The 26,209-nt window shown below is 63.6% G+C and carries 31 protein-coding genes; 4 read left to right on the top strand and 27 right to left on the bottom strand.

Features of this window, described 5'->3' with window-relative positions:
- Positions 1-4 precede the first annotated feature (4 nt).
- The 20 genes from nuoK to uvrA all read right to left on the bottom strand — a co-directional run bounded on the left by nuoK (position 5) and on the right by uvrA (position 16,376).
- Entirely contained in the window at positions 5-310 is a 306-nt protein-coding gene (gene nuoK, locus IB235_RS03000; protein ID WP_155038123.1) for an NADH-quinone oxidoreductase subunit NuoK, read from the bottom strand.
- A gap of 101 nt (positions 311-411) precedes the next feature.
- Positions 412-1,014, bottom strand: coding sequence for an NADH-quinone oxidoreductase subunit J (locus IB235_RS03005; protein ID WP_155038124.1), 603 nt, complete (start codon positions 1,012-1,014; stop codon positions 412-414).
- Positions 1,011-1,415 carry a carboxymuconolactone decarboxylase family protein gene (locus IB235_RS03010; RefSeq protein WP_155038125.1) on the bottom strand — a complete coding sequence of 135 codons (405 nt, stop codon included), beginning with the start codon at positions 1,413-1,415 and terminating at the stop codon, positions 1,011-1,013. The genes IB235_RS03005 and IB235_RS03010 overlap by 4 nt, the downstream gene beginning before the upstream one ends.
- A complete protein-coding gene (gene nuoI / locus IB235_RS03015) occupies positions 1,412-1,903 on the bottom strand; it encodes an NADH-quinone oxidoreductase subunit NuoI (RefSeq protein ID WP_134678826.1) in 492 nt (163 codons plus the stop codon). Before nuoI ends, IB235_RS03010 begins: the two co-directional genes overlap by 4 nt.
- A complete protein-coding gene (locus IB235_RS03020; protein ID WP_155038126.1) occupies positions 1,903-2,085 on the bottom strand; it encodes a hypothetical protein in 183 nt (60 codons plus the stop codon). Before IB235_RS03020 ends, nuoI begins: the two co-directional genes overlap by 1 nt.
- Before the next feature lies 1 nt (position 2,086).
- Entirely contained in the window at positions 2,087-3,124 is a 1,038-nt protein-coding gene (gene nuoH / locus IB235_RS03025; protein WP_155038127.1) for an NADH-quinone oxidoreductase subunit NuoH, read from the bottom strand.
- Positions 3,125-3,142: 18 nt separating this feature from the next.
- Positions 3,143-3,880: a hypothetical protein gene (locus tag IB235_RS03030; protein WP_225612026.1), complete on the bottom strand. Its 738-nt coding sequence runs from the start codon at positions 3,878-3,880 to the stop codon at positions 3,143-3,145.
- Positions 3,881-3,925: 45 nt separating this feature from the next.
- The gene (gene nuoG / locus IB235_RS03035) at positions 3,926-5,941 is read right to left on the bottom strand and encodes an NADH-quinone oxidoreductase subunit NuoG (protein WP_192335454.1); all 2,016 of its coding nucleotides are present in this window, start codon (positions 5,939-5,941) and stop codon (positions 3,926-3,928) included.
- A 139-nt stretch (positions 5,942-6,080) separates the two neighbouring features.
- Positions 6,081-6,521: a hypothetical protein gene (locus IB235_RS03040; RefSeq protein ID WP_155038130.1), complete on the bottom strand. Its 441-nt coding sequence runs from the start codon at positions 6,519-6,521 to the stop codon at positions 6,081-6,083.
- Between the two features lie 8 nt (positions 6,522-6,529).
- On the bottom strand, positions 6,530-6,934 hold the full coding sequence (locus IB235_RS03045; protein WP_192335455.1) for a DUF5333 domain-containing protein: 405 nt from the start codon (positions 6,932-6,934) through the stop codon (positions 6,530-6,532).
- A gap of 175 nt (positions 6,935-7,109) precedes the next feature.
- Positions 7,110-8,405 (bottom strand): NADH-quinone oxidoreductase subunit NuoF, encoded by a 1,296-nt coding sequence (gene nuoF, locus IB235_RS03050; protein WP_155038132.1) that lies wholly within the window; start codon positions 8,403-8,405, stop codon positions 7,110-7,112.
- A 7-nt stretch (positions 8,406-8,412) separates the two neighbouring features.
- Positions 8,413-8,682, bottom strand: a complete 270-nt coding sequence (locus IB235_RS03055; RefSeq protein ID WP_155038133.1) for a DUF5337 domain-containing protein — start codon at positions 8,680-8,682, stop codon at positions 8,413-8,415.
- Positions 8,682-9,377, bottom strand: a complete 696-nt coding sequence (locus IB235_RS03060) for a hypothetical protein (RefSeq protein WP_192335457.1) — start codon at positions 9,375-9,377, stop codon at positions 8,682-8,684. The genes IB235_RS03055 and IB235_RS03060 overlap by 1 nt, the downstream gene beginning before the upstream one ends.
- Before the next feature lie 74 nt (positions 9,378-9,451).
- Positions 9,452-10,156, bottom strand: coding sequence for an NADH-quinone oxidoreductase subunit NuoE (nuoE, locus tag IB235_RS03065; RefSeq protein WP_155038135.1), 705 nt, complete (start codon positions 10,154-10,156; stop codon positions 9,452-9,454).
- Positions 10,156-11,394, bottom strand: a complete 1,239-nt coding sequence (locus tag IB235_RS03070; protein ID WP_192335459.1) for an NADH-quinone oxidoreductase subunit D — start codon at positions 11,392-11,394, stop codon at positions 10,156-10,158. Before IB235_RS03070 ends, nuoE begins: the two co-directional genes overlap by 1 nt.
- A gap of 52 nt (positions 11,395-11,446) precedes the next feature.
- Positions 11,447-12,061, bottom strand: coding sequence for an NADH-quinone oxidoreductase subunit C (locus IB235_RS03075; protein WP_155038137.1), 615 nt, complete (start codon positions 12,059-12,061; stop codon positions 11,447-11,449).
- A gap of 3 nt (positions 12,062-12,064) precedes the next feature.
- Positions 12,065-12,589, bottom strand: a complete 525-nt coding sequence (locus IB235_RS03080) for an NADH-quinone oxidoreductase subunit B family protein (RefSeq protein WP_155038551.1) — start codon at positions 12,587-12,589, stop codon at positions 12,065-12,067.
- On the bottom strand, positions 12,589-12,954 hold the full coding sequence (locus tag IB235_RS03085) for an NADH-quinone oxidoreductase subunit A (RefSeq protein ID WP_192335461.1): 366 nt from the start codon (positions 12,952-12,954) through the stop codon (positions 12,589-12,591). The genes IB235_RS03080 and IB235_RS03085 overlap by 1 nt, the downstream gene beginning before the upstream one ends.
- A gap of 195 nt (positions 12,955-13,149) precedes the next feature.
- Positions 13,150-13,515, bottom strand: a complete 366-nt coding sequence (locus IB235_RS03090; RefSeq protein WP_192335463.1) for a DUF4260 domain-containing protein — start codon at positions 13,513-13,515, stop codon at positions 13,150-13,152.
- Positions 13,512-16,376 carry an excinuclease ABC subunit UvrA gene (uvrA, locus tag IB235_RS03095; RefSeq protein WP_192335465.1) on the bottom strand — a complete coding sequence of 955 codons (2,865 nt, stop codon included), beginning with the start codon at positions 16,374-16,376 and terminating at the stop codon, positions 13,512-13,514. Before uvrA ends, IB235_RS03090 begins: the two co-directional genes overlap by 4 nt.
- Before the next feature lie 192 nt (positions 16,377-16,568).
- On the opposite strand from uvrA, the gene IB235_RS03100 reads away from it, so the two are divergent.
- On the top strand, positions 16,569-17,003 hold the full coding sequence (locus tag IB235_RS03100) for a molybdopterin-dependent oxidoreductase (protein WP_192335467.1): 435 nt from the start codon (positions 16,569-16,571) through the stop codon (positions 17,001-17,003).
- Here the strand turns inward: IB235_RS03100 and moaA are convergent, their stop codons facing one another.
- The gene (gene moaA / locus IB235_RS03105; protein ID WP_170297590.1) at positions 17,004-18,038 is read right to left on the bottom strand and encodes a GTP 3',8-cyclase MoaA; all 1,035 of its coding nucleotides are present in this window, start codon (positions 18,036-18,038) and stop codon (positions 17,004-17,006) included.
- 126 nt (positions 18,039-18,164) lie between these two features.
- Between moaA and IB235_RS03110 the strand changes: the two genes are divergently transcribed.
- Positions 18,165-18,698, top strand: coding sequence for a hypothetical protein (locus IB235_RS03110; protein ID WP_192335469.1), 534 nt, complete (start codon positions 18,165-18,167; stop codon positions 18,696-18,698).
- On the opposite strand, the gene IB235_RS03115 is transcribed toward IB235_RS03110, so the two are convergent.
- Positions 18,686-19,429 carry a DNA alkylation repair protein gene (locus IB235_RS03115; protein ID WP_192335471.1) on the bottom strand — a complete coding sequence of 248 codons (744 nt, stop codon included), beginning with the start codon at positions 19,427-19,429 and terminating at the stop codon, positions 18,686-18,688. The two genes, IB235_RS03110 and IB235_RS03115, sit on opposite strands and share 13 nt — an antisense overlap.
- A gap of 126 nt (positions 19,430-19,555) precedes the next feature.
- Between IB235_RS03115 and IB235_RS03120 the strand changes: the two genes are divergently transcribed.
- Complete coding sequence (locus IB235_RS03120; protein WP_225612027.1) at positions 19,556-20,029, top strand: pyridoxamine 5'-phosphate oxidase family protein; 474 nt, start codon at positions 19,556-19,558, stop codon at positions 20,027-20,029.
- Here the strand turns inward: IB235_RS03120 and IB235_RS03125 are convergent.
- From IB235_RS03125 to IB235_RS03140, 4 genes are all read right to left on the bottom strand, one after another.
- The gene (locus tag IB235_RS03125) at positions 20,026-21,315 is read right to left on the bottom strand and encodes a sorbosone dehydrogenase family protein (RefSeq protein ID WP_192335476.1); all 1,290 of its coding nucleotides are present in this window, start codon (positions 21,313-21,315) and stop codon (positions 20,026-20,028) included. The genes IB235_RS03120 and IB235_RS03125 overlap by 4 nt on opposite strands.
- 314 nt (positions 21,316-21,629) lie before the next feature.
- Entirely contained in the window at positions 21,630-22,226 is a 597-nt protein-coding gene (locus IB235_RS03130; protein WP_192335478.1) for an SCO family protein, read from the bottom strand.
- Positions 22,216-23,211, bottom strand: coding sequence for a copper chaperone PCu(A)C (locus IB235_RS03135; protein ID WP_192335480.1), 996 nt, complete (start codon positions 23,209-23,211; stop codon positions 22,216-22,218). Before IB235_RS03135 ends, IB235_RS03130 begins: the two co-directional genes overlap by 11 nt.
- 64 nt (positions 23,212-23,275) lie before the next feature.
- The gene (locus IB235_RS03140; RefSeq protein WP_192335482.1) at positions 23,276-23,692 is read right to left on the bottom strand and encodes a hypothetical protein; all 417 of its coding nucleotides are present in this window, start codon (positions 23,690-23,692) and stop codon (positions 23,276-23,278) included.
- A gap of 154 nt (positions 23,693-23,846) precedes the next feature.
- Here IB235_RS03140 and IB235_RS03145 point away from each other — a divergent pair, with 154 nt between their 5' ends.
- The gene (locus tag IB235_RS03145) at positions 23,847-25,727 is read left to right on the top strand and encodes a bifunctional sugar phosphate isomerase/epimerase/4-hydroxyphenylpyruvate dioxygenase family protein (RefSeq protein ID WP_192335484.1); all 1,881 of its coding nucleotides are present in this window, start codon (positions 23,847-23,849) and stop codon (positions 25,725-25,727) included.
- On the opposite strand, the gene IB235_RS03150 is transcribed toward IB235_RS03145, so the two are convergent.
- Entirely contained in the window at positions 25,728-26,135 is a 408-nt protein-coding gene (locus IB235_RS03150) for a metallopeptidase family protein (RefSeq protein WP_192335497.1), read from the bottom strand. It abuts the gene before it with no gap.
- Positions 26,136-26,209 lie beyond the last annotated feature (74 nt).

The raw sequence follows: 26,209 nt of genomic DNA on the forward strand, positions 1-26,209 counted from the left end.
CGTCTTAACCCTTCATCACGTTGACGTCTTCCACCGCGATCGTGCCGCGGTTGCGGAAGAAGACCACGAGGATTGCAAGGCCGATGGCGGCCTCGGCGGCAGCGACCGTCAGGATGAACATGGTGAAGACCTGCCCCACCAGATCGCCCATATGGGTCGAGAAGGCGACGAAGTTGATATTCACCGCCAGCAGCATCAGTTCGATCGACATCAGGATGACGATGACGTTCTTTCGGTTCACGAAGATCCCGAAAATGCCGGTGACGAAAAGTATCGCCCCTACGACAAGATAATGTGTCAATCCGATCATCTTCGTGGTCCCTCCGGGCCTTCGCCCGTTGAAAAATCCGTTCGCTGGATGGACCGCCCTGTGGCGGTCCCGATTGGCTAAGGTTCGCGCGAGGTGCGGGCTTACAGCCCCTGCCCCGGCTTCACGTCTTTCATTTCCATGGTCTTGGCCGGGTCGCGCCACATCTGCTCCAGCACGTTCTGGCGCTTGATGTCGCGGCGGTGGCGCATGGTCAGCAGGATCGCCCCGATCATCGCGACCAGCAGGATCAGGCCTGCGATCTGGAAGTTCAGCAGGTAGCGATCATAGATCAGCATGCCCAGACCTTTGGTGTTCTGCACGCCCTCGACGATGGGGGCGACACGCTGGCTTTCGGCGATCTCGGCCGGGGTCCAGCCCGAGAAGGCGATGCCCAGCTGCGCCAGCAGCACGATACCGATCAGCAAGGCCAGCGGCAGATAACGCGCCAGTTCCCCCCTGAGCGCGGCGAAATCGACGTCAAGCATCATCACCACGAACAGGAACAGCACCGCCACCGCGCCGACATAGACGACGATCAGCAGCATGGCGACGAATTCCGCCCCTTGCAGGACGAACAGGCCCGACGCGGAAAGGAAGGCAAGGATAAGCCACAGCACCGAGTGAACCGGGTTGCGGCTGATCACGACCATGAAGCCTGCGACGCAGGCACTGATCGCAAACAGGTAGAAAGCGAAGGTCATCATTCCTCGTCCTCCTCGGCATAGACGCTCTGGGCGATCTCGAGCGCCTTCTGCATCGCAGGCAGCCCGCCGAACATGCTCATCTGAAAGATCGTCTCGGCGATCTCGCGTTTGGTGGCGCCGGTCGCAAGCGCCTGACGGATGGTCAGACGCAGTTGCGGCTCGGCCAGCGCGCCCTGAACGGTAATCGCGCCGATTGTCAGAAGCAGACGCGTCTTGGCGTCCAGCCCCTCACGGTTGAAAGTCTTGCCGAACCACAGCTCAAGCATGTCCGCCGGCATGACGGGCACCAGCTTTTCCATCGCGCGCATGTCGAAATGTTCGAGCGCGGGATTCCACGCCCGCGCCATTTCCTGGCTAGATGCCATCATCTGCGCGAAAAGCTTGGTGAACGCGTCGGTCATCTGTAGGGCGCATCCAGTTGCAGGTTGCGCGCGATTTCCGATTCCCAGCGCTCGCCATTGGCCAGCAGCTTTTCCTTGTCATAGAAAAGCTCTTCGCGGGTTTCGGTCGCGTATTCGAAGTTCGGGCCTTCGACGATGGCATCGACCGGGCAGGCTTCCTGACAGAAGCCGCAATAGATGCATTTCGTCATGTCGATGTCGTAGCGCGTGGTGCGGCGCGAGCCGTCCTCTCGCGGTTCGGCATCGATGGTGATGGCCTGAGCCGGGCAGACCGCTTCGCACAGCTTGCAGGCGATGCAGCGTTCTTCCCCGTTCGGGTAGCGGCGCAGGGCGTGTTCACCGCGGAAACGCGGCGAAATCGGGCCCTTTTCATGCGGGTAGTTCAGCGTCGGCTTGGGCGACACGAAATAGCGCATACCCAGGCCGAAACCCTTGATGAAATCCCACATCAGGAAATATTTGGTCGCCCGCGCGAAATCGAAGGCCATCAGAAATGCTCCCCTTTTCTGGGTGCCGCGAAGCGGTCGAATGCGGCGACATACTCGCGCACCCGCGCGCCGTCCTTCGCATGCTCCGCCGTGTCAAGATTATTGGCGAGGAAATGGGCCAGTTCGATCTTGTCGGTCTCACTGGCTGTGGCGAATGCCTCGGCTAGCTTGTTGGAAGACATGTTATCCCCCGATCGCCCAGCGGGCCCAGAAGCCGCCGAAGACTTCGTAACGGGCCAGGATCGCGATCAGCACAACCCAACCCAGCGACAGCGGCAGGAACACCTTCCAGCCGATACGCATCAGCTGGTCGTAGCGGTAGCGCGGCACGATCGCCTTCACCATCGCGAACATGTAGAACCAGAACCACATCTTGATGACCATCCACCACCAGCCGTCGGCGATGAACGGGACGGGCGACAGCCAGCCGCCGAAGAACAGCAGCGAAAGCAGCGCGCACATCAGGTAGATGGCGATGTATTCACCGGCCATGAACAGCAGGTAGGGCGTGGACGAATATTCGACCATGTGGCCCGCGACCAGTTCCGATTCAGCTTCCGCCAAGTCGAAGGGCGGGCGGTTCGTTTCGGCCAGCGCCGAGACAAAGAACAGCACGACCATCGGCAAATGCGGCAGGAAGTACCAGTTCAGCAGACCCCAGTCGCCCTTCTGCGCATGCACGATCTCGGTCAGGTTCATCGACCCGGTCGAGATGATGATGCCGATGATGATCAGGCCCATCGAGACTTCGTAGGAAATCATCTGTGCGGCCGAACGCAGCGAGGCGAGGAACGGGTATTTCGAGTTCGAGGCCCAGCCGCCCATGATCGAGCCGTAAACCTCAAGCGAGGACGCGGCGAACACGAACAGGATGCCCACGTTGATATTGGCCATGACCCAGCCCTCGTCAAAGGGGATCACGACAAAGGCGAACAGCGCCAGCATCATCGACAGGAACGGGGCCAGGAAGAAGACGAACTTGTCCGCCCCGGCCGGGATCACGATTTCCTTGACGATGTATTTCAGCGCGTCGGCAAAGGTCTGCAGCAGGCCCCAGGGACCGACCACGTTCGGACCACGGCGCATCTGCACGGCGGCCCAGATCTTACGGTCGCCATAGACCATGAAGATCAGCGAGCCCATGACAAAGGCAATGACTGCCAGACCCTGCAAAAGCAGGATCAGCGCGAAACCGTAGGATGAGGCCCAAAACTCAGCCATGATCTTTCGTCCCTCTCATCACGCCGCGGGAATGCCGCGCGACTTGCATTCCTGCAAGGTGTCTTTCGTTGTCATCACCGTCAGCCCCATAGGTTTTTTCCCTGACAGGGTAAAAACCGAGCCGACGACGATCTTGCCATTGCGTTTGTCGCGCAATGTCCGAATGTGGCGAGCGTACGGCGTTCCGTTCGCATCCGCCCAATTGGCCAGCGCGCATGTGGCATAGGCGAACGCCGTGTCGGCGTCCACCCCACTGCGAAGATTTGCCGTCACTTCGATCAGGCTATCCCCGCTCTTGCGCTTGCTGGGCCATGCTTTGACGGTCGCGCCCTGGAAGTCCTTGGGCTCGGCCGTGAAACTTGCCGGAAGATTGAGCTTCAGCGGCTGTGTGCGGGCACGGAAATCGGCCAGTGCCTTTTCCTGCGCCGTCAGCCCGCGTGCACGGACCGGGCCCATATTGGGCACGCCCGACAGGTCAAGCTGCATGTTCTCGTTCAGCATCAGCAGGTCCGCTTCGGTCAGCGCGAAGGCGTCCTTCCCCTCGGGGCTGTCCAGCGTCATCTCGCTGACCGAGCCGTCGGGTTCCAGAATCAAGATCTCGCCCGATTTGGTCGAGACCCGCCCGCGCGAGATCACCTTCTTGCCGGGTGCGCCGGCATCGCTTTGCACGACCGTCACGTTCAGCTCTTCCGGCTTTGCGGGGGGCCGCGAGGCGTCAGTGCTGTCCGAGTCGCAGCCCGCCAACAGCGACGCCATCAGTCCGATCCCGAAAAGCGCTGCAAAGCGGCTCCCCATGCGTGTTTACTCCGCTGCCATTGCAGGCGCCTTGCGCGCCGCCGCCATTGCCGAAAGTTCCCCCATCAGCGGCGAGCTGCGCGCGATCGGGTTGGTCAGGTAGAAGTCTTTCACCGCAAGGCGGAAGGTCGCGCGACCCATGTCGCGCAGCTCCAGCGCCTGCCATTCATTGGCCGGGACCTGATCGATCTGCGCCAGATGCGGCACAGCCTGAACCAGCGCACGGCGCAACCCGGCAAGGCTGTCCCAAGGCTGGGTCTTGCCCAGTTCGGCCGACAGCGCGCGCAGGATCGCCCAGTTTTCCTTGCCCTCGCCCGGCGCGAAGTTTGCGCGCATGGCCAGTTGCGGACGGCCTTCGGTATTGACGAACAGCCCGCTTTCCTCGGTGTAGCAGGCACCCGGCAGGATCAGGTCGGCGCGATGCGCCCCGCGATCACCGTGGCTGCCCTGATAGATCACGAAGGGACCGGCGGCGATGTCGACCTCATCCGCGCCCAGATTGTAGATGACCTCGGCGCCCTCGATGGCGGCGGTCAGGCCACCTTCGGTCACGGCATCCACATCCAGCGCGCCGACGCGGCCAGCGGCGGTATGCAGGACCAGCAGCTTGCAACCGCCCAGTTCGCAGATGCGCATGGCATGGGCCAGAACGGCCTCGCCATCGGCTTCGCTCAGCGCGCCCTGCCCCACGATGACCAGACCCGGCGTGCCGTCGCTGGCCAGATCCTGCGTCAGCAGATCGGCCAAAGCGGCGCGGTCGGTGCCCAGATGGGCGTAATCGAAGGTCAGGTCCACGGCCTCGCCGATCAGCGCGACTTGCGCGCCATTGGCCCAAGCGCGACGCAGGCGCGAGTTCAGGACCGGCGCTTCCTCGCGCGGGTTGGTGCCGATCAGCAGGATGCGCTTGGCGCTGTCGATGTCCGCGATGCTGGCATTGCCGACATAGGCCGAGCGGTTGCCTGCGGGCAGGCGCGAACCGTCGGTGCGGCTTTCGACCTTGCCGCCCAGACCCTCAACCAGCTGCTTCAGGCTGAAGGCGGCCTCGACCGGGACCAGATCACCGATCAGGCCGGTGACCTTCTTGCCCTTCATCGCGCGGGCGGCAGTTTCCAGCGCCTCGGGCCAGGTGGCGGCGCGCAGGCGGCCGTTTTCACGGATATAGGGCTTGTCCAGACGCTGGCGGCGCAGACCGTCCCAGACGAAACGGGTCTTGTCGCTGATCCATTCCTCGTTCACGCCGTCATGGTTGCGCGGCAGGATGCGCATGACTTCGCGACCCTTGGTGTCGACACGGATGCTGGCGCCAAGCGCGTCCATCACGTCGATCGACTCGGTCTTGGTCAGTTCCCACGGACGGGCGGTGAAGGCATAGGGCTTCGAGACCAGCGCGCCAACCGGGCACAGGTCGATGATGTTGCCCTGCATGTTCGAGACCAGCGTCTCGTTCAGGTAGCTGGTGATCTCGCTGTCTTCGCCGCGACCGGTCTGGCCCATCTGGGTGATGCCCGCGACTTCGGTGGTGAAGCGCACGCAGCGGGTGCAGCTGATGCAGCGGGTCATGTGGGTTTCGACCAGCGGCCCAAGGTTCAGGTCCTCAGACGCACGCTTCGGCTCGCGGAAGCGCGAGAAATCGACACCATAGGCCATGGCCTGATCCTGCAGGTCGCATTCGCCGCCCTGGTCGCAGATCGGGCAATCCAGCGGGTGGTTGATCAGCAGGAATTCCATCACGCCTTCGCGGGCCTTCTTGACCATCGGCGAGTTGGTGCGGACTTCGGACGGCGCGCCATCCGGACCGGGACGCAGATCCTTGACCTGCATCGCGCAGGAGGCGGCAGGCTTCGGCGGGCCGCCGACAACCTCGACAAGGCACATGCGGCAGTTGCCGGCGATGGACAGCCGCTCGTGATAGCAGAAGCGCGGCACCTCGACCCCGGCCAATTCGCAGGCCTGGATCAGGGTCATGTTCGGATCGACCTCGATAATCTTGTCGTCGATCTTGAGCTTGCGAAGATCTGCCATCTTGTCTTTCCTTATCCGTCGCGGTGGCGAAGCGTCGCCTTGCCGGAACAAGCTCCGGCGGTTTCCGCACGATTCAAATGCTGGCCGAAGGCTGGCCCGGTTTTCATTTCAGCAGTCATGTCTGCGCGCAGGGTCATTATCACTTCACCCTGACGAAAGAACGGTGAACGACCTTGGCGATCCGCTCACGTTCGCCGCGCCGCAGGACGACGGTCATCGCGTCGCTGCCGCGATTGAAGGTGACGGTGCCATGGATCGCTTCGCCGGTATTGTAGAACAGCTCGCGATTGGCGGTCGTGGTGTAGCGGCTGCCATCCGAGCGCCAGCACTCGATATGGGCGTCCCGCGCATTGCCGGTGACGCGCAGGATCGGCTTGCCGGCGATATTGCGCGTGACCCATGTGCGCACGCCCGGCCCATCGGCATCGCAATTGATGTCGGTCGGCGCGAGCATGTCGAATTCAAGGTAGAATTTCTGCGCCGTCGGCGCGAACGGATCCGAGGGCTCACCGGCAAAGGCATCCGCCGCGATCATGGCAGCGGCGGACGCGGCCATGAGGGCCAGCCCAATGCGGTTCATCCACTTTTTCATTTCGCCACCAGGAAGCTGCCGATCAGGTTCTTGTCGGCGATCGCCTGCTTGCCGATCGCGCAGAAGCTTTGCGCGTCACCCTTTTTCGCACCATGGCGGGTCAGGTAATCCTCGGCGGTGGCATAGATGCGTTTCTTCTCGGCCTTGTCGTCCAGAAAGGCGTCGATCTGCTTGGCGGAATAGCCCTTCTGCTCGGCATAGCGCTTCAGCTTGCGGGCCTCACCATAGGCGTAAAGGATGCGTGCGTCGATGGTCGGGCATTCGCGGCGGATACGGTCGGCGATCCGGGCCGAGACCAGACGGTCGTTGATGTGCTTTTCCTGCGCCAGCGGTTCCAGCGCGGCGGCGGGACCGGCAGCAAGAAGCGTGGCCGCGATCAGTGCGGCGGCAATGGGTTTCATGGCAAATGCCTCCTTGTCATGGCGCTTCGTCATAACATCGGGGCCTTGCCCATTCCGCACACCAAGGCGCGAGCCGGTCGTGATCCCCCCGATAATCTCGGCGCGCAAACGCGCAGGGTCCCCCGAGGGGGACCGCCGTGCCGGATCATGTTGGGGGATGGCGACCATGCCCTGATTACTCCGCAGCCATGGCGCCCATGCGCCCGGTGCGTTTCGCCTTGATGCGATCCTCGATCTCCTCGCGGAAATTGCGGATCAGACCCTGGATCGGCCAGGCGGCTGCGTCGCCAAGGGCGCAGATGGTGTGGCCTTCAACCTGCTTGGTCACGTCGAACAGCATGTCGATTTCCTCGACCTCGGCCTCGCCGCGGACCAGACGTTCCATGACGCGCATCATCCAGCCGGTGCCTTCGCGGCAGGGCGTGCATTGGCCGCAGCTTTCATGCTTGAAGAACTTGGACAGACGCCAGATCGCCTTGATGATGTCGGTGTCCTGATCCATCACGATCATGCAGGCGGTGCCGAAGCTGGAACGCAACTCGCGCATGCCGTCATAGTCCATGATGGCGTTTTCGCACTGCTCGGCGGTCAGCACCGGGCAGGACGCGCCGCCGGGGATCACGGCCTTCAGGTTCTTCCAGCCGCCGCGGACGCCGCCGCCATGCTTCTCGATCAGCTCACGCATCGGGATCGACATGGCTTCTTCGACGACGCAGGGCGTGTTGACGTGGCCGGTCATGCCGAACAGCTTGACGCCCGCGTTGTTCGGACGGCCGAAGCCCGCGAACCATTCGCCGCCGCGACGCAGGATGGTCGGCACCACCGCGATCGATTCGACGTTGTTCACCGTGGTCGGGCAGCCATAAAGCCCCGCGCCCGCCGGGAACGGAGGCTTCATCCGGGGCATGCCCTTCTTGCCTTCCAGCGATTCGATCAGCGCGGTTTCCTCGCCACAGATATAGGCGCCGGCACCGTGATGCAGGTACAGGTCGAAATCCCAGCCCGAGCCGCAGGCGTTCTTGCCCAGAAGGCCCGCGTCATAGCATTCGTCGATGGCCAGTTGCAGGGCCTCGCGCTCGCGGATGAACTCGCCACGGATATAGATATAGGCGGCATGTGCGCCCATGGCGAAGCTGGCAATCAGCGCGCCCTCGATCAGGGTATGCGGATCATGGCGCATGATCTCGCGGTCCTTGCAGGTCGCGGGCTCGGATTCGTCGGCATTGATGACCAGATAGGACGGACGGCCATCCGATTCCTTGGGCATGAAGGACCATTTCATGCCGGTCGGGAAGCCTGCGCCGCCACGGCCACGCAGGCCCGAAGCCTTCATTTCATTGATGATCGAGTCGCGACCGCGCTGGATGATTCCGGCAGTGCCGTCCCAGTGGCCGCGCTTACGCGCCCCGGCCAGGCTGCGATCGCCCATGCCGTAGATGTTCGTAAAGATCCGGTCCTGATCGTTCAGCATCCCAAATTCATCCTTGTCCCTGCGAGGGCGCATTGCGCCGCCGCCAGATCCGCCAGGTCACCAGAAGCGACCAGATCAAGGCCCCCATCGCCACCAGATCGGCGAGAAAGGCGTATTTCGCGGGCCAGCCCATCTGGCCCCCCATCCATTGCAGACCCAGCCAGCCCAGCATGGTCACGGTGATCACCACCGCCACCAGCCGCATCTGGCCCGAATCCACGACCGTCGCACCGGCCCCTGCCGCGCGCGACGAGCTATCCTTTGCCGGGCGGGGCATCAAGTGGCCTCGCCGCGGTCGACCGCGCGGGAATGCTCGGTCTGATGTCCTTCGGCCAGCAAACGGGCCTGGCCCACCCAGTCATCCGCCTCGATCCGGCCACCCATCCGGCCCAGCCGGTGGGCGAAATCGGCAACAGTCGCCGCGTCCCAGGCCGCGATCTGCGCAAAGCGCGTCACGCCGTTTTCACGCAGCCAGTCCGACAGCTTCGGCCCGACCCCCTTGATCCGCCGCAGATCGTCTGCGGGTTCCTCGGCCTTGGCCGCAGCCGCCTTGGCGGGCGCGGGCTTTGGCGTCGGCGCGGGCTTCGCCGCCACCGGAGCAGCCTCGACCACTGGCGCGGTCGCGGCTGCAGGCTTGGCCGCAGGCATCGCCCCTGCCATGATCGGCATCTGGCTGGCCCCGGTCACCGGCTCGGACAGGCTGGCCGGAACCAGCATCGTCTCGGGCTCGCTGTCCAGCGCCTCGCGCCGCCAATCCTGCGCCGACACGATGTCATCGGACTGCGACAGTTCGGGGCGGTCGGCGCAAAGCAACCAGACCAGAGTCGCGCCGAACATGCCAAAGGTCAGCACCCCAAGGAAAAGTCCGGTAAAGAAGCCCCGATCCCCGATGCCCGAGGTGAACAACAAGACAACGACCCCGGCAATCGCACCCAAGATCCAGCAATTCCTGTTGCAAACCTTACGTTCCATCGTCGCCAGTCTCCTGTCTGTCCGAGGCGCGCGCCCTATCCGTCAGTCGTTGATAACACCCTTTTCCGAAGTGGTCACTTTGCCAGCCAAGGCGTTGTGACCGGAACCTCGGTGCCGTCGATGCGCTTGATCGTGTCGCCCAGACCCACTGCGATGGCGACGCTGCCATTATGCGCCTCGCCCGACAGATCCTTCAGGACCGTCGGCCCGCCCAGCGGCTCGACCGAGAAACGGCCGTTTTGCGGGCCGGGCTGCGGCACTTCGCCAGCGGCAAAGCTGTCGATCAGCGCGGCCAGTTTCTCGACGGTCAGGTCTTCGTAGAAGTCCTTGCCGATCTGGGCCATGGGCGCGTTGGTGCAGGCACCAAGGCATTCGACCTCTTCCCAGCTGAAGCGGCCATCGGCCGACAGCGTGTGCGAGGTCGGCGCGATCTTTTCCTTGCAGACGCGGATCAGGTCCTCGGCGCCGCAGATCATGCAGGTCGTGGTCCCGCAGATCTGGATATGGGCGACGGTGCCGACCGGGTACAGTTGGAACATGAAGTAGAAGGTCGCCACTTCCAGCGCGCGGATATAGGGCATCCCCAGCAGGGTCGCGCAATATTCGATCGCCGGGCGGGACAACCAGCCTTCCTGTTCCTGCGCACGCCACAGGACCGGGATGATCGCCGATTGCTGGCGACCTTCCGGATATTTGGTGATCTGGGCATTCGCCCATTCAAGGTTGGCGGGGCTGAACTCGAACGAGTCCGGCTGAACAGGGGAAAGACGGCGCAGCATCAGCGGTCAACCTCTCCGAAAACGATATCAAGAGTGGCGATGATCGCCGGTACATCGGCCAGCATGTGACCCTTGGACATCCAGTCGATGGACTGGAGGTGGGCAAAGCCCGGAGCCCGCAGCTTGGCACGCCACGGCTTGTTGGTGCCGTCCGAGACCATGTAGACGCCGAATTCGCCCTTGGGCGCCTCGACGGCGGCATAGACCTCGCCTGCCGGAACCTTGAAGCCCTCGGTGTAAAGCTTGAAGTGGTGGATCAGGCTTTCCATGTCGCGCTTCATGTCCGAGCGCTTCGGCGGGGTCAGCTTGCCGCGTGCCAGAACGTCGCCCGCGGGTTCCGCGCGCAGCTTCTGGATGGCCTGCTTCATGATCTTGGTCGATTCGCGCATCTCGGCCATACGGCACAGGAAGCGGTCATAGCAGTCGCCGGTCTTGCCGACCGGGATCTGGAAATCGAACTCGTCGTAGCATTCATAGGGCTGGCTGCGACGCAGGTCCCAGGCCATGCCCGAGCCGCGCACCATGACGCCGGTATAGCCCCATTTCAGCGCGTCTTCCTCGGTCACGATGCCGATATCGACCAGACGCTGCTTGAAGATCCGGTTCTCGGTCAGCAGCGTGTCAAGGTCATCGACCAGACGCGGGAAGCGCTCGCACCATTCCTCGATGTCATCGAGCAGGTCCGGGGTCAGATCCTGATGGACGCCGCCGGGACGGAAATACGCCGCGTGCAGACGGGCACCGCTGGCGCGCTCATAGAAGATCATCAGTTCTTCGCGAGCTTCAAAGCCCCAAAGCGGCGGGGTCAGCGCGCCGATATCCAATGCGCCGGTGGTCAGGCCCATCAGGTGGTTCAGAATCCGCCCGATTTCCGAGAAAAGCACCCGGATCAGGCTGGCGCGGCGCGGAATGACCGTGCCGGTCAGTTTCTCGATCGCCAGACACCATGCATGTTCCTGGTTCATCGGGGCCACGTAATCGAGGCGGTCCAGATAGGGCAGGTTCTGCAGATAGGTGCGGCTTTCCATCAGCTTCTCGGTGCCGCGATGCAGCAGGCCGATATGCGGGTCGGCACGCTCGACGATCTCGCCGTCGAGTTCCAGAACCATGCGCAGCACGCCGTGGGCCGCAGGGTGCTGCGGACCGAAGTTGATGTTGAAGTTGCGGATGCTCTGTTCGCCGGTCAGGGCGTCGATCGATCCGTCGTCATAGTTGTTCTTGTGGATGTCGCCGTCCATGGTCATCCCTTACATGCGATGCGTGGCGCGCAGTTGAGCTGCGCCGCTGCGGTCACTTCTTCGCCTCGGGCGCCTTCTCGTCACCCGGAAGCACGTATTTCGCGCCCTCCCACGGGGACAGGAAGTCGAACTGGCGATATTCCTGAACGAGACTCACGGGTTCATAGACCACGCGCTTCTCTTCGTCGTTCCAGCGCACCTCGACATAACCCGTGGTCGGGAAGTCCTTGCGCAGCGGATGGCCGCGGAAGCCGTAATCGGTGATGATGCGGCGCAGGTCCGGGTGCCCCGAGAACAGGATCCCGAACATGTCGAAGACCTCGCGCTCATACCAATCGGCACCGGGGAAAACCCCGGTCAGGCTAGGGGCGATCTCGTCTTCGCGCACTTGCGCTTTCACGCGGATGCGGTGGTTCTGGTACATCGACAGCAGGTGATAGACCAGATCGAAGCGCACCGGACGCGCCGGGTTGTCGACCGCCGTGATGTCGATCAGCGTCGAGAAACGGCAGTTCGCGTCGTTGCGCAGGAACTCGATCAGACCGATCAGCCCGGACGGCGTGACGTTTACCGTCAGCTCGCCATAGGCCACCTCGGTCGAAACGACGTCGTTCGGACGGCGCAGCGAAATATGCTCGGCCAGTTCCAGCAGGGCCTCGTCAGACATGGCTTACCTCACCAGAGTGCCGGTGCGCCGGATGCGGCGCTGAAGTTGCAGGATGCCGTAAAGCAGCGCCTCGGCAGTCGGAGGGCAGCCCGGAACATAGATGTCCACCGGCACGATGCGGTCACAGCCACGCACCACGGAATAGGAATAATGGTAATAGCCGCCGCCATTGGCGCAGCTGCCCATCGAGATGACGTAGCGCGGCTCGGGCATCTGGTCATAGACCTTGCGCAAAGCCGGGGCCATCTTGTTTGTCAGCGTGCCCGCGACGATCATCAGGTCCGACTGGCGCGGGGAAGCGCGCGGCGCGGTCCCGAAGCGCTCAAGGTCGTAGCGCGGCATCGAGGTATGCATCATCTCGACCGCGCAGCAGGCCAGACCAAAGGTCATCCAGTGCAGCGAGCCGTTGCGCGCCCAGTTGATGATGTCTTCGGTCGTGGTCAGCAGGAAACCCTTGTCCTGCAGCTCGCGATTCAGTTCGGCCGTGGCGAATTCACGATCTGCGCCGGCCGTATTGGCACCGGTCATCACGCCCATTCCAGCGCCCCTTTCTTCCATTCATAGGCAAAGCCAACCGTCAGGACGCCCAGGAAGACCATCATCGACCAGAAGGCCACTTCGGTCAGGCCCGCAAAGGCGACAGCCCAGGGGAACAGGAAGGCGACTTCAAGGTCGAAAATGATGAACAGGATCGACACCAGATAAAACCGGACGTCGAACTTCATCCGCGCATCGTCGAAGGCGTTGAAGCCGCATTCATAGGCGCTGACCTTTTCCGGGTCCGGGTTACGGATGGCAACGATGGCGGCGGCCAGAATCAGCACGATCGCCAGCGCGGAGGCCATTCCCAGAAAAACCAGGATCGGCAGATATTCTTGCAGCAGGTATTCCACTGGATTTGGGCTCCCTTTCGCTCGCAGGAACCCGGTTGGCGGCCCGCGATGGGTTTGGCTAAGCGCCCCTTTAGCTCTGCCTGCGGGCAGGGTCAACGGTGGCGGCTGCAATGTTCGGGATTGTAACCACATGGACCTGCCCCCGCCAACGATTTGCCGCGTGGCAAGGCGAGGTCACGTCAAAAACCAAGCAATTCAGTCGGAACCGATGCGTCCCAGATGGGTGTCGCGGAACCCGGTCGGCAGTTTCAGCCCATATCCCAGCGCCCGGTCAGCCCCGATATGCGCCAGCCACAACCCACCCGCGGCGATCAGGCCGACATGACCCGCAGCCACGCCCAGCATCATCAGCAGGAAGGGTACGGCATAAAGATGCGCGGCGTTATAGACCGCAGCCCCGACCCGGCGCCCGGCCAGATAGCCCAGCATGCCCAGATCCGGCGCGGCCAGCGCCAGCAACCAGACCCACCACGGCCAGCCAACCGAGGAAAAGCCCGCGACCATGACGCCGCCAAGCGCCATGCCCGCCCCCTCGGCCCGCTGCCAAAGCTTTGCGTTCATTCGGCGGCGCGCTGCCGCGCGGCCTCCAACATCGGACCCAGATAACGGCCGGTATGGCTTTCGGGGTTCTCGGCCACCTGTTCGGGCGTGCCGGTGGCGACGATGCGCCCGCCGCCATCCCCGCCCTCGGGGCCGATGTCGATGATCCAGTCGGCGGTCTTGATGACATCAAGGTTATGCTCGATCACCACCACCGTATTGCCCTGATCGACAAGGCTGTGCAGCACTTCCAGCAGTTTCCGCACATCCTCGAAATGCAGGCCGGTGGTGGGTTCATCAAGGATATACAGCGTCTTGCCGGTGGCGCGGCGGCTGAGTTCCTTGGACAGCTTGACCCGCTGCGCCTCGCCGCCAGACAGCGTCGTGGCCTGCTGGCCGACTTTGACGTAACCCAAGCCCACCTCGAGCAGCGCGTCCATTTTTTCGCGGATGGTCGGCACGGCCTTGAAGAACTCCTGCGCGTCCTCGACGGTCATGTCCAGCACGTCGGCGATGGACTTGCCCTTGAACTGGACCTCCAGCGTCTCGCGGTTGTAGCGCTTGCCCTTGCAGGTCTCGCAGGTGACATAGACGTCGGGCAGGAAATGCATCTCGATCTTGATGACGCCGTCGCCCTGACAGGCCTCGCAGCGGCCACCCTTGACGTTGAAGCTGAAGCGGCCCGGCTTGTAGCCGCGCGCCTTGGATTCGGGCAGCCCCGCATACCAGTCGCGGATATGGGTATAGGCGCCGGTATAAGTCGCGGGGTTACTGCGCGGCGTCCGACCGATCGGGCGCTGGTCGATGTCGATGACCTTGTCCAGCAGTTCCAGCCCCTTGATCGTCTCGCAGGGCGCGGGGGTCTGGCGCGCGCCGTTCAGGCGCAGGCTGGCAGTCTTGAACAACGTCTCGATGGTCAGGGTCGACTTGCCGCCGCCCGAGACCCCGGTGACGCAAACGAATTTGCCCAAGGGGAATTCGGCAGTGACGTTTTTCAGGTTGTTGCCGGTTGCGCCGACGACCTTGACCGCCTTGCCATTGCCCTTGCGGCGCTCATCGGGGATGTGGATCTCACGCAGACCGGACAGGTATTGCCCGGTCAGGCTGCTCGGGTCCGAGGCGATTTCCGCAGGCGTGCCCTTGGACACCACCTGCCCGCCATGCACGCCAGCGCCCGGCCCCATGTCGAAGACGTAATCGGCATGGCGGATCGCGTCCTCGTCATGTTCGACCACCAGCACCGAATTGCCCTGATCGCGCAGCCCCTTCAGCGTCGCCAGCAATCGGTCATTGTCGCGCTGATGCAGCCCGATCGAGGGCTCGTCCAGCACGTAAAGCACCCCGGTCAACCCCGAGCCGATCTGGCTTGCCAACCGGATCCGCTGGCTTTCACCCCCCGAGAGCGTGCCCGCCGCGCGAGACAGCGTCAGGTAATCCAGACCGACATTGACCAAAAACCCCAGACGCTCGCGGATTTCCTTCAGGATCGCATGAGCGATCTCGTTCTTCTGCTTGGTCAGATGGTTCGGCGCATCGGTCACCCAGGCCAGCGCCTCGCGGATCGAAAGCTGGGTGACATTGCCGATATGGCTGCCGGCGATTTTCACCGCCAGCGCCTCGGGCTTCAGGCGGAACCCTTCACAGGCGCCGCAGGGGCGGTTGTTCTGGTATTTCTCGAATTCCTCGCGCACCCAGGCGCTGTCGCTTTCGCGCAGGCGCCGCTCCATGTTCGGGATGATGCCCTCGAACTGGCGGGTGACCTCATAGACACGACCGGCATCGTCGAAGCGGAAGGGGATCTCATCCGCGCCCGAGCCGCGCAGGAACATTTCCTGCACCGAATGCGGCAGGTCCTTCCACGCGGTCTTCTTGTCGAAGCCATAGAACTTGGCCAGCGCATTGATGGTCTGGGTCAGATAGGCCGATTTCGACTTGGCCCAAGGCACCAACGCGCCCTGCGCCAGCGACAGCGCCTGATCCGGCACAATCAGCCGGTCGTCAAAGAACAATTCCATCCCCAACCCGTCGCAGACCGGGCAGGCCCCGTAAGGCGCGTTGAAGGAAAACAGCCGCGGCTCGATTTCCGGGATGGTGAAGCCGCTGACAGGACAGGCGAAGTTTTCGCTGAAGGTGATGCGTTCCGGATCGCCCTCGCCCTCGGCGGGCGCGGTTTCCAGCAGCGCGATGCCATCGGCCAGATCCAGCGCGGTGCGGAAACTGTCGGCCAGCCGCGTCTCCATCCCCTCGCGCACGACGATGCGGTCGACGACAACGTCGATATTGTGGCGGAATTTCTTGTCGAGGGTCGGCGGCTCGTCCAGATCGTGGAATTCGCCATTCACCTTGACGCGCTGGAAGCCCTGCTTCCGCAGCTCAAGGAACTCTTTCTTATACTCGCCCTTACGGTCGCGGACGATGGGGGCCAGCAGATAGGCGCGGGTGCCCTCGGGCATCTCCATCACCCGGTCGACCATGTCCTGCACCTGCTGCGCCTCGATCGGCAGGCCGGTGGCGGGGCTATAGGGCGTGCCCGCGCGCGCGAACAGCAGCCGCATATAGTCGTAAATCTCGGTCACCGTGCCGACGGTCGAGCGCGGGTTCTTGGAGGTGGTCTTCTGCTCGATGGAAATCGCCGGGGAAAGACCGCTGATATGGTCCACATCCGGCTTGCCCATCATGTCGAGGAACTGCCGCGCATAGGCCGACAGGCTTTCTACATAGCGTCGCTGCCCCTCGGCATAGATCGTGTCGAAGGCGAGACTGGATTTCCCACTGCCAGACAGGCCGGTGATCACCACCAGCTTGTCGCGCGGAATATCCATGTCCACGTTCTTCAGATTGTGCTCGCGCGCGCCGCGAACCTCGATGAACTTCTGTTCCATCGTCACGTCCTGATTCCGCCAAACGCATCAGATAGGCATCGGATGGAAAATGGCAACCTTGAAAGAACATCTCGCGAACATTCTTGACCCGTCCAGATTCCGTTTGCCCGAGCCGTCGGCATCTGCCAGCATTTCGATATGCACATACAAACACATCGAATCGCTTCCCTCCCCGGCCTGCTCGTCCTTGCCATGCTTTGGACGGGCAGCGCCGTGGCCGGAGAAAGCGCCCGGCTGAACACGCCGGACCACCCGCCGGTGACGCTGGACGCGGCCAGCCTTACGCAATTGCCGGTGACGGAAACCACCACCGTCTATCGCAGCTCCAAGGGCATCGAATCGGGCCTGTATAAGGGCGTGCTGCTGTGGGATCTGCTGGTCGCGCAGGGTGTCGTGACCGAGGATCACAAGGCCGCCCTGCGCCATACGCTGCTGGTCACGGCGGGGGACGGGCACCAAGTCGCCTTCTCCATCGGGGAAATCGCGCCCGAATTCGGCAATCGCCCGGTGCTGCTGGCCTATGAGATGAATGGCGCGCCGATCCCCGATGGCTTGCGCATGGTCGTGCCCGGCGATCTGCGCGGCGCGCGTCACATCAAGGATATCGTCACGCTGGACTATCGCTGATCAGCCGCCGGTATGGCTCATGTAGCGGGTCATCTGACCGGCGACATGCTGACGCGAATAGTCGAAATCATGGCCCTTGGGCTTGTGGCGGATCGCCTCGCGGATGGCGTCGCGCAGGGCGGTGTCGCTTTCACTGGCCCGCAGCGGCGCGCGCAGATCGGCGCGGTCTTCCTGCCCCAGACACATGAACAGCTCACCGGTGCAGGTCATCCGCACCCGATTGCAGCTTTCGCAGAAATTATGGGTCAGCGGCGTGATGAAGCCGACCTTTTGCCCGGTCTCATTGATCCGCACATAGCGCGCGGGACCGCCGGTGCGCTCAGACAGTGGCGTCAGGGTGAAGCGATCCTCCAACCGGCTGCTCAGGTCCGAGATTGGCCAGTATTGGCCCAGACGCTCCTGCTCGGACATGTCGCCCATCGGCATGACCTCGATGAAAGTCAGGTCGTGGTCGTTTTTCGCGCACCAGTCCAGCAGCGGGAACAGCTCATCCTCGTTGAAGCCCTTCAGCGCGACGGTGTTGATCTTGACGCGGATACCGGCGGCTTTGGCGGCCTCGATCCCCTCCAGCACTTGCGGCAACCGGCCCCAGCGGGTGATCTTGCCAAAGCGTTCCGGGTCCAGCGTGTCCAGCGAGACATTGACCCGCCGCACGCCGCATGAGGCCAGCTCATCCGCGAAACGCGCCAGCTGGCTGCCATTCGTGGTCAGGGTCAGCTCATCCAGCCCCTGCCCCAGATGCCGCGACATCGCGCGGAAGAATTCCATGATATTGCGCCGGACCAAGGGCTCGCCCCCGGTTACCCGCAGCTTGCGCACGCCCATGCCGACAAAGACCGAACACAGCCGGTCCAGTTCCTCAAGCGTCAGCAGATCCTTTTTGGGCAGGAACTGCATGTGCTCGGCCATGCAATAGGTGCAGCGAAAATCGCAACGATCCGTCACCGACACCCGAAGGTAGGTGATCGGTCGGGCAAACGGGTCGATCAGAGGGGCCTGCGCGTCCATACGCTCAAGATAAGAGCGGCGCGGCATCGGCACAAGCGTGTCGACTGGTTAAGATTGTCGCAACCTAAATCGAGGGTTCGGGTGGACAGTACGCCGAGGCCGGGGTTAGCCTTTCCGCGACATTCAATTGAAAAGAATGACGGGGACATGACCATGACCAAGCCATTCCTGCGCCTTTGCGGCCTTGTGACCATCCTTGCCCTTGCCGCCTGCACTCAGACGGGCGACAGCGCCAAGCCGCCCGCCAAGGGCACTGCCGCCGATGACGTGGGGGTTACCACCGAATCTGCCGCGATTGCGGGCGCGACCGCGCCGCGCAGCTCGGGCAAGACCGTGGGCACCTCGTCCATCGGCGTCGCTGGCGCGCAATCGGCGGCACAGCTTGATACCACCACCGGTGCCGAAAAGGCGCAGGCCGCAGCCCCCACGACCGCGGGGCGCAAGCTGGGCGTCACCATCGCCTCGCTGGGTGATCCGTCGCAATCGGGCTTCTGGATCAAGACGCCGCTCGTGAAATCCGAGGGGAATGGTCGCATCGTCAACCCGGCCACCGGCAAATCCGCCAATGTCCGGCTGATCCCGCTGGGTGGCCCGGCCAGCGCAGGCAGCCAGGTGTCGCTGCCGGCACTGCAGATGCTGGGGGTCAGCCTGACCGACCTGCCCTCGATCGAGGTCTACGAAGGCTGATCGTCAACCGGGGGCAGATCTTCGGTCCCCGGCTGATCGTCCATCCCGGGCAAGTCTCCGATCCGGCGCAGGGCCTCGCGTCGGGCAAAAGGCTTCAGCCGCGCTCCATGCGCTTCCAGCCAGTCGCGCACCCGCTGCGGTTCGTGCTTGGACAGGTCGCGCAGCCACCAGCCGATGGCCTTCTGGACGAAACCGTCGCGGTCATCGGCCAGACGCTCCAGCCAACCTAGTATCCGCTCGCGCTGCGCCAGTTCATCGGGCTTGGGGTTGCGCAGATGGGTCCAAGGCAGCGTGCCGACCAATGCCGCGCGACGCACCCAGAAGCTGGGATGCACCAACCATGTCTCGACCTCATCCAGACGTGAGGGATCGGCGACCAGCCGTTTCTCACCCGCCTTCATCACCTGATCGGCAATCGCCCAGCCGTTGAAATCCGGCACCCATGAGGCGATCAGCCGCCACGCCCCGTCATCGGGCCGGATCCGCGCCTGCGTCAGCAGTTTCGCCGCCGCCACCCGAGCTTCGTGGATATCGGTCTCCCACAGCGCCTGCGCCAGTTCCAGGCGGCCTTCGACATCCAGATCGGCACGCCAGCCCTTGGCCAGCTCATCGATCTCGGGGACGCTTACGCCCAGATAGACCCGTTTCGCCTTGTGATAGGCAGCCGCCTCGACCGCCTTCGCCTCATCGCCCAAGGATCGCAGCTCTGCCACTTGCGGAATCTCAACCATCACACACTCCTTCGCCGACCACGCGGCCTTTCGCCGCTTGAACCCGCGCGAGGGCAGTTTGTCAAACGCCCCCGCAGGAACCCCGCCCTGCCCCGGACGTTTCCCCAGCGGCAGAAGGGGATGATGATGTCACAGGAACAGCAGCTGTTCTGGCGTCGCATGGATGAGGTCAATGCCGGCATGCTGGGCACAAGGGACCGGCTGAAGCTGGTCCCGATGTCGCATTACGCCGCTGCCCATGGCCTTGCCCTGTGGTTCATCACCGCGCAAGGCACCGATCTGGTCGCAGAGCTGGCAGACGGCCCCAAGCCCGCCATCCACGTCGTCGGCGAGGATTCCGAGGGGCTATGGGCGCGGATCGAAGGGCAGCTGGAATTATCCGATGACCGCGAAAAACTGGACGAGATCTGGAACAGCACCGCCTCGGCCTGGTTCGAGGGCGGGCAAGAGGACCCCGACCTGCGGCTGCTGAAATTCAGCATCACCGAGGCCGAGATCTGGAACAGCACCGGCGGCCTCGGCTTTCTCTACCAGATCGCCAAGGCCAACCTGACCGGGACCAAGCCCGACATTGCCAACCATTTCCTGCTGAGGTTTTAGGCCGCGCTGACCCGCCAGATCACATCGCCCACATCGTCAGCCATCAGCAGCGATTTGCCATCCGGGCCGACCGCGACGCCAACCGGCCGGCCATAGGACTGCTTTTCATCCGGCGACAGGAAGCCCGACAGGATGTCGCGCGGCGGCCCCGAGGGCTTGCCATTCGCGAAGGGCACAAAGATCAGCCGATAGCCGCTAAGGATCGAGCGGTTCCACGACCCGTGCTGGCCAATCACCATCCCCGCGCCGAAACCGGGCAGCGTGCCCTCGGGCATCCAGCACAGCCCCAGCGAGGCGGTATGCCCACCGAGCGCGTAATCCGGCTGCACCGCGCTGGCGACCAGCCCGGCATTCTGCGGCACGCGGTCATCGACCGTCTGCCCCCAGTAGCAATAGGGCCAGCCATAGAAGCCGCCATCCTTGACCGAGGTCAGGTAATCCGGCGGCGTCTCATCGCCCAGACCGTCGCGTTCATTGACCACGGTCCACAGCGCATTGGTGACCGGCTCCCATGCAAGGCCGACGGGGTTGCGCAGCCCCCCGGCAAAGACCCGGGCCTTGCCGGTTTCAAGATCCAATTCCCAGATCGCGGCGCGGCCTTCTTCGGCCTCCAGCCCCTCATCGCCGATATTGCTTTGCGAGCCGACGCCCGCATAGATCCGCTTGCCATCGGTTGAGGCGATCAGGCTGCGCGTCCAGTGCCCGCCGGGCTTGAAATCGACCAGTTTCTTGCCATTGCCGACCAGCTTGCCGGTGCCGTGATCATAGCCGAAAGCCACAATCCCGTCGGTATTGCCCAGATAGAAAGTGTCGCCGACCAGCGCCATGCCAAAGGGCTGGTTCTGCTTTTCGACGAAAACCTCGCGATGTTCGGCGACGCCATCGCCATCCTTGTCGCGCCACAGGCTGACGCGGTTGGCGCTGATGCCCACGGCTTTCGCGCGGCGCATGGTGGCGATCATTGCGTGATCCATCAGCGAACGCGGCTTGCGGTCCGATTGCAGCGCCTCGGCCACCAGCACGTCACCATTGGGCAGGACCTCGATCCAGCGCGGATGCTGCAAGCCGCTGGCAAAGGCATTGACCTGCAATCCCGCTGCCGCGACCGGCTTTTGCCCTGCGGCCCAGCCTGCGGCAGTCGGCATCTTCAGGGTCATGATGCCCTGTTCGCGCGCCTTGGGAATCGCGGGGCTGGTACCCACGGCCTGCTTTTCCGGCGAATCCTTGCGACGCAGTGCCACCATCGCCGCGCCGACCAGCTCGGTCGCCTTGCCCATCAGATCCATCATGCCCTCCGAAAATCTCGCGCAAGGCTAACCCCTGCGGTCACGCGGTCAAGAGGCTGCGGAAAAGCCGCAGCAATTCCAGTGGCTTGCCGGGTGGCAAAAACCCAATCAAAACACTCAAGTATTTGATTTAATTGAGTTTCTTGACACTCCCGCAGATAACCCCTACATAGGCTTCAGGAAGCAAGCCAGCACATCGCCAGCCAGCATCCCAGATCCCCTACATCCGCAGCGACAGGCAGGCATCAGCCCACCCACAGCCACGCATGCAGGCAAAGGAAAATGCCGGGCGCTCAGGCCCGGCATTTCCATTTTCAGCTTCCCAGCAGCTTCTGCAGACTCGCCTTGGTCCGGGCGGGGTCCTCTTGATAGCCGATCAGGCCGGAATAGCGGCCCTCGGCATCGAACAGCAGCGTCATCGCGGAATGGTCCATGGTGTAGCCGTCCTCGGCCGGAACCTTGCGCGCATAGACGCGGAAAGCACGCGTGGCCTTGGCGATCTCCTCGGGCGAGCCGGTCACGCCGGTCACGCCATCCACCCAAGAGACATATTCCTTGAGCTTCTCGGCAGTGTCGCGTTCGGGATCGACGGTGACAAAGAACACGCGCAGCTTGCCGCCCACCGCCTCTTGCCAGCCGGCGACCTCGCCCAGCGTGGTCGGGCAGACATCGGGACAATGGGTAAAGCCAAAGAACACCGCCGAGGGCTGACCCTTCAGGCTGTCCTGCGTGAATTCCGTCCCGTCGGTGGCGACCAGCTTGTAGTCGCCGCGACCCAGATTGTCGGTCCCGGCCTCGGACAGCGTCGTCAGCCGGGGCGAGATCACCGTGAACCACGCCGCCGCCAGCGCGGCGATGCCGACCAATGCCCAAAGCAGCCAGCGGATCTTGCGCAAGGGATCAGTGGGCATGGGCATCCCCCTTGGCATTCATCGGCCCGACCTTCAGCGACAGATCGACCTTGCCTGCCTTTTCAAAGGTCAGGGTCAGCGGCAGGCTGTCACCCTCGACCAGCGGATGTTCCAGACCCATCAGCATCAGGTGCAGCCCGCCCGGTTTCAGCTCGACGCTGGTGCCGGCGGGGATTTCCACGCCTTCGGGCAGTTGACGCATTTTCATCACGTCGCCTTCCATCGCCATTTCATGGATCTCGACCTTCTTGGCCGCCGGGCTTGTCGCCGCGACCAGCCGGTCGGCCTCGGCCCCGCCATTGGCGACGGTCAGAAAGCCGCCGCCCACCGGCGCGCCCGGAGGCGTCGCGCGGCTATAGCCCTGCGTGATGGTCAGATCGCCGATCACCGCATCGCCTGCCGCTTCGGCATGGCCTGCCTCGGCGTGACCGGCATGGGCCGGGGCTGCTGCGGCGTGGTGGCCATGACCGCCCGCCTTCTTCTCGGTGATCTTCAGCGCGGGGGCGGGATAGGCGACATCCTCGGCCCCGGTCACGTCGATCCACGCTTCCTTGGCGTTCTGGCATTCCTGAATGGTCGGGAAATAGATCGTGCTGCCCGGCGCCAGATCCGGCCCGACCGAGCCGCGCAGGACGAATTCATCGTAGAATTCGTCGGGCAGTTCGCCACCGGTCCAGATGATTTCGCGCGCGCCTTTGGTCATGGGCGTGCCGTGATTGTCGAAGGGACGGGCGTAATCGCCGGTCACGACCTTCAGCTGCCAGCCGGCTTTCGGCATGGGCTTGGCATTGTAGAAGCCTTCGGGGATCTGGACGCGCAGCGTCTTGGTCGGCTTACCGTCGCAGCCATGGCCGATGCGGATCACCGCTTTGTAGGTCGAGCCAGCCGCAGCCTCGGTCTGTTCCAACGAGGCATGGGCAAGGACGGGGCCAGCGGAAAGCAGCAGCGAAGCGCCCAGCGCGGCAAGGGAAATGCGTTTGTTCATTCTAGGTCATCCGGTCAAACAGTCGGTCAGGCAGGGCATCCATCCGCCCCGCGATCAGGATCGTTCACAGGATGACCGGCGGCCCCCGCGCCTGCGGTGGAACCGCCTCGGCCAGAACCGGGGCTGCGGCGATGGGCCGCAGGAAATCCTGCCGGTCAGGGGTCCGGTCCGCCGGAACCGCCGTTCCCTCCGGGACCAGCAGGGATTGGGCGTGCAGGCTCCAGATACAGGGTTTCGCGCCCCGCTCGTCATCGCCAGCGGGAAGCGGCGCAAGGCTGCCGTCATCGGCCAGCGCCATCTGCACCGGCGCATCCTCGCCGCACAGGATGACCGTGACCTGCCCCTGCCCGTTCAGCGCGGGCATGGTCCCCGGCATGACCAGCGCATTGCACAGGAAGGGAATCAGCAGGGCAAGCGCAAGAAAACGCAGGGTTTCGCCCCACGCGCTGCTTTCCCTGAATGTTCCGGTTCTGCCTGCCATCGCCCTCATCCGATTGCGCCCATGTGCTGCCAGAAAAACGCGCGTCGCGAAAGCCCGCATCTTGTCCCAGCCTGTCCCATCGCAGCGGACGCTTGTTTTTTCACGGATTTCCGGCATCAAATCCATGTGCCGGGGATAGGGGACAGGAGCCAGCATGAAGACCTCGATCGCCACTGTCTCGCTTTCGGGCAACCTGACCCAGAAACTGGCCGCCATCCAATCCGCCGGTTTCGACGGGATCGAGATCTTCGAGCAGGATTTTATCGCCTCGGATTTCAGCCCGGTCGAGGTCGGGCGGATGGTCCGCGACCACGGGCTGGAAATCACCCTGTTCCAGCCCTTCCGCGATTTCGAGGGCCTGCCCGAACCGCATCGTTCCCGTGCCTTCGCCCGCGCCGCCCGCAAGTTCGAGCTGATGAACCAACTGGGCACCGATCTGGTGCTGTTCTGCTCATCGCTGCACCCGGCGGCGATGGGCGGCATCGACCGCATGGCCAGTGATTTCCACGAACTCGGCGATCTGGCCCAGCAATACGGCGTCCGCGTCGGCTATGAGGCGCTGTGCTGGGGCCGCTTCGTCAACGATCACCGCGATGCATGGGAGGTGGTCCGCCGCGCCGATCATCCGAATATCGGGTTGATCCTCGACAGCTTCCACACGCTGGGCCGCCGCATCGATCCCGCTTCGATCCGCTCGATCCCCGCAGACAAGATCTTCTTCGTCCAGATGGCCGATGCCCCGGCGATCGAGATGGACCTGCTGTACTGGTCGCGCCACTTCCGCAACATGCCGGGCGAGGGCGATCTGGACGTCACCGGCTTCATGCGCGCGGTGTTGGCCACCGGCTATGACGGCTGGCTGAGCCTTGAGATCTTCAACGACCAGTTCCGCGCGGGCCTGCCCCGTCTGGTGGCGCTGGACGGGCGTCGCAGCCTGATCGCGCTGCAGGACCGCGCACGTCGGGCCGAGCCTGCCTTGGCCGTGGACCTGCCCGATTTTCCGCCGCCCGCACCGGTCGAGCAGGTCGAGTTCATCGAGTTCGCCACCAGCGACGATGACGCGTCCGAACTGACCGCGCTTCTGACCGCGACCGGCTTTGCCCCGGCCGGTCGGCATGTGTCGAAACCTGTGACGCTGTGGCGGCAGGGCGGCGTCAATCTGCTGGTCAATACCGACGCGCGGGGATTCGCTCGCACCAGCTTTGTCGCCCATGGCACCACGGTTTCGGAAATCGGGCTGAAGGTGCCGGATGCCGCGGCCAGCCATGCCCGCGCCCTTGCCCTGCTGGCGCAACCCCATACCGAGGCCGCCGGTCCCGGCGAATTGACCATCCCCGCCATTCGCGGCGTCAGCGGCAGTGTGATCCGTTTCCTTGACGGCGGCGCCGATCTGTCGCGGATCTGGCAGGTCGATTTCCAGACCGATCCCCAGCCCCTGCCCGGCGCGGGCCTAACGGGCATCGACCACATCGCCCAGACCATGCCCTATGATGAGATGCTCAGCTCATCCCTGTTTTACACCGAGATCTTTCAGGCCGAGAAATCGCCGATGGTGGATGTGATCGACCCTGATGGGCTGGTCCGCAGCCAAGCGATCCGTTCCGGCCGGATGCGGGTGACGCTGAACGGGGCCGAGGCGCGGCGCACCCTTGCCGGTCGCTTCATCGAGGAAAGCCTCGGCTCATCCGTCCAACATATCGCCTTTTCCAGCGCCGACATCTTTGCCTCGGCGGCGGCGTTGGCCGGGCTGGGCTTCCCGGCCCTGCGGATCGGGGCGAATTACTACGACGATCTGGCCGCGCGCTTCGGGCTGGACCCAAGCCTGACCAAGCGTCTGCGCGCCGCCAACATCATGTATGACGAAGACGCGGGCGGGCAGTTCTTTCAGCTGTATTCGATGCCGCGCAAGGACGGGTTCTTTCTGGAAGTCGTGCAGCGGCAGGGCAATTATCAAGGCTATGGCGCCCCGAACGCGCCTTTCCGCATCGCGGCGCAGAAGCGCACGGCACGCCCGGCGGGCATGCCGCGCAGCTGATCATTCCCACCAGCGGTCGATCTTGGCGATGTCCTCGTCCGACCAGCCGAAGTGATGGGCAAACTCATGAACGACGACATGGCCGACCAGCGCCGCCAGCGTCACGTCGCCCCGGCTGGCCCATTCGTCCAGAATGGCGCGGCGGAACAGCCAGACCGTATCGGGGAAATGCTGCGGCGCGCTGCTCGTTTTTTCAGTCATCGGCACACCGTCATAAAGACCGGTCAGCTCCAGCGGATCGTCAATCTCCAGCTCATCCAGAAAGTCCTCGCTGGCGAAATCCTCGACCCGCAGCACCACCTGCGCGGCAGCTCCGGCGAACGCGGCGGGCAGGCTGGCGACGGCCTGTCGCGCCAGTTCCTCGATCAGCCCCGCATCAGGGGCGACGGCGTCTTTCCATTCGGGCATGTCAATCCTCGGCTTTGCCCCCCCGATATGGACAAAAACCGGGTTTTGTGAAAGAGCGAAGCCGACAGGAGACC

Source organism: Paracoccus sp. PAR01 (assembly GCF_014851995.1).
In the GTDB taxonomy this organism is placed as follows: Bacteria; Pseudomonadota; Alphaproteobacteria; order Rhodobacterales; family Rhodobacteraceae; genus Paracoccus; species Paracoccus litorisediminis.

Excerpts from the sequence above, each read along its gene's own strand:
- IB235_RS03145 (WP_192335484.1), top strand. The coding sequence starts at position 23,847 with ATGAAGACCTCGATCGCCACTGTCTCGCTTTCGGGCAACCTGACCCAG.
- IB235_RS03045 (WP_192335455.1), bottom strand. The coding sequence starts at position 6,934 with ATGAAACCCATTGCCGCCGCACTGATCGCGGCCACGCTTCTTGCTGCC.
- IB235_RS03005 (WP_155038124.1), bottom strand. The coding sequence starts at position 1,014 with ATGATGACCTTCGCTTTCTACCTGTTTGCGATCAGTGCCTGCGTCGCA.
- IB235_RS03130 (WP_192335478.1), bottom strand. The coding sequence starts at position 22,226 with ATGCCCACTGATCCCTTGCGCAAGATCCGCTGGCTGCTTTGGGCATTG.
- IB235_RS03120 (WP_225612027.1), top strand. The coding sequence starts at position 19,556 with ATGTCACAGGAACAGCAGCTGTTCTGGCGTCGCATGGATGAGGTCAAT.
- IB235_RS03010 (WP_155038125.1), bottom strand. The coding sequence starts at position 1,415 with ATGACCGACGCGTTCACCAAGCTTTTCGCGCAGATGATGGCATCTAGC.
- IB235_RS03135 (WP_192335480.1), bottom strand. The coding sequence starts at position 23,211 with ATGAACAAACGCATTTCCCTTGCCGCGCTGGGCGCTTCGCTGCTGCTT.
- nuoG (WP_192335454.1), bottom strand. The coding sequence starts at position 5,941 with ATGGCAGATCTTCGCAAGCTCAAGATCGACGACAAGATTATCGAGGTC.
- nuoK (WP_155038123.1), bottom strand. The coding sequence starts at position 310 with ATGATCGGATTGACACATTATCTTGTCGTAGGGGCGATACTTTTCGTC.
- IB235_RS03140 (WP_192335482.1), bottom strand. The coding sequence starts at position 23,692 with ATGGCAGGCAGAACCGGAACATTCAGGGAAAGCAGCGCGTGGGGCGAA.
- IB235_RS03115 (WP_192335471.1), bottom strand. The coding sequence starts at position 19,429 with ATGGTTGAGATTCCGCAAGTGGCAGAGCTGCGATCCTTGGGCGATGAG.
- nuoI (WP_134678826.1), bottom strand. The coding sequence starts at position 1,903 with ATGGCCTTCGATTTCGCGCGGGCGACCAAATATTTCCTGATGTGGGAT.
- IB235_RS03040 (WP_155038130.1), bottom strand. The coding sequence starts at position 6,521 with ATGAACCGCATTGGGCTGGCCCTCATGGCCGCGTCCGCCGCTGCCATG.
- IB235_RS03020 (WP_155038126.1), bottom strand. The coding sequence starts at position 2,085 with ATGTCTTCCAACAAGCTAGCCGAGGCATTCGCCACAGCCAGTGAGACC.
- uvrA (WP_192335465.1), bottom strand. The coding sequence starts at position 16,376 with ATGGAACAGAAGTTCATCGAGGTTCGCGGCGCGCGCGAGCACAATCTG.
- nuoH (WP_155038127.1), bottom strand. The coding sequence starts at position 3,124 with ATGGCTGAGTTTTGGGCCTCATCCTACGGTTTCGCGCTGATCCTGCTT.
- IB235_RS03070 (WP_192335459.1), bottom strand. The coding sequence starts at position 11,394 with ATGGACGGCGACATCCACAAGAACAACTATGACGACGGATCGATCGAC.
- IB235_RS03150 (WP_192335497.1), bottom strand. The coding sequence starts at position 26,135 with ATGCCCGAATGGAAAGACGCCGTCGCCCCTGATGCGGGGCTGATCGAG.
- IB235_RS03060 (WP_192335457.1), bottom strand. The coding sequence starts at position 9,377 with ATGGAACGTAAGGTTTGCAACAGGAATTGCTGGATCTTGGGTGCGATT.
- IB235_RS03125 (WP_192335476.1), bottom strand. The coding sequence starts at position 21,315 with ATGGATCTGATGGGCAAGGCGACCGAGCTGGTCGGCGCGGCGATGGTG.
- IB235_RS03075 (WP_155038137.1), bottom strand. The coding sequence starts at position 12,061 with ATGTCTGACGAGGCCCTGCTGGAACTGGCCGAGCATATTTCGCTGCGC.
- IB235_RS03090 (WP_192335463.1), bottom strand. The coding sequence starts at position 13,515 with ATGAACGCAAAGCTTTGGCAGCGGGCCGAGGGGGCGGGCATGGCGCTT.
- moaA (WP_170297590.1), bottom strand. The coding sequence starts at position 18,038 with ATGCCGCGCCGCTCTTATCTTGAGCGTATGGACGCGCAGGCCCCTCTG.
- IB235_RS03080 (WP_155038551.1), bottom strand. The coding sequence starts at position 12,589 with ATGACCGGTGCCAATACGGCCGGCGCAGATCGTGAATTCGCCACGGCC.
- IB235_RS03110 (WP_192335469.1), top strand. The coding sequence starts at position 18,165 with ATGACCAAGCCATTCCTGCGCCTTTGCGGCCTTGTGACCATCCTTGCC.
- IB235_RS03100 (WP_192335467.1), top strand. The coding sequence starts at position 16,569 with ATGCTTTGGACGGGCAGCGCCGTGGCCGGAGAAAGCGCCCGGCTGAAC.
- IB235_RS03030 (WP_225612026.1), bottom strand. The coding sequence starts at position 3,880 with ATGGCGTCGCTGTTGGCGGGCTGCGACTCGGACAGCACTGACGCCTCG.
- nuoF (WP_155038132.1), bottom strand. The coding sequence starts at position 8,405 with ATGCTGAACGATCAGGACCGGATCTTTACGAACATCTACGGCATGGGC.
- nuoE (WP_155038135.1), bottom strand. The coding sequence starts at position 10,156 with ATGCTGCGCCGTCTTTCCCCTGTTCAGCCGGACTCGTTCGAGTTCAGC.
- IB235_RS03055 (WP_155038133.1), bottom strand. The coding sequence starts at position 8,682 with ATGCCCCGCCCGGCAAAGGATAGCTCGTCGCGCGCGGCAGGGGCCGGT.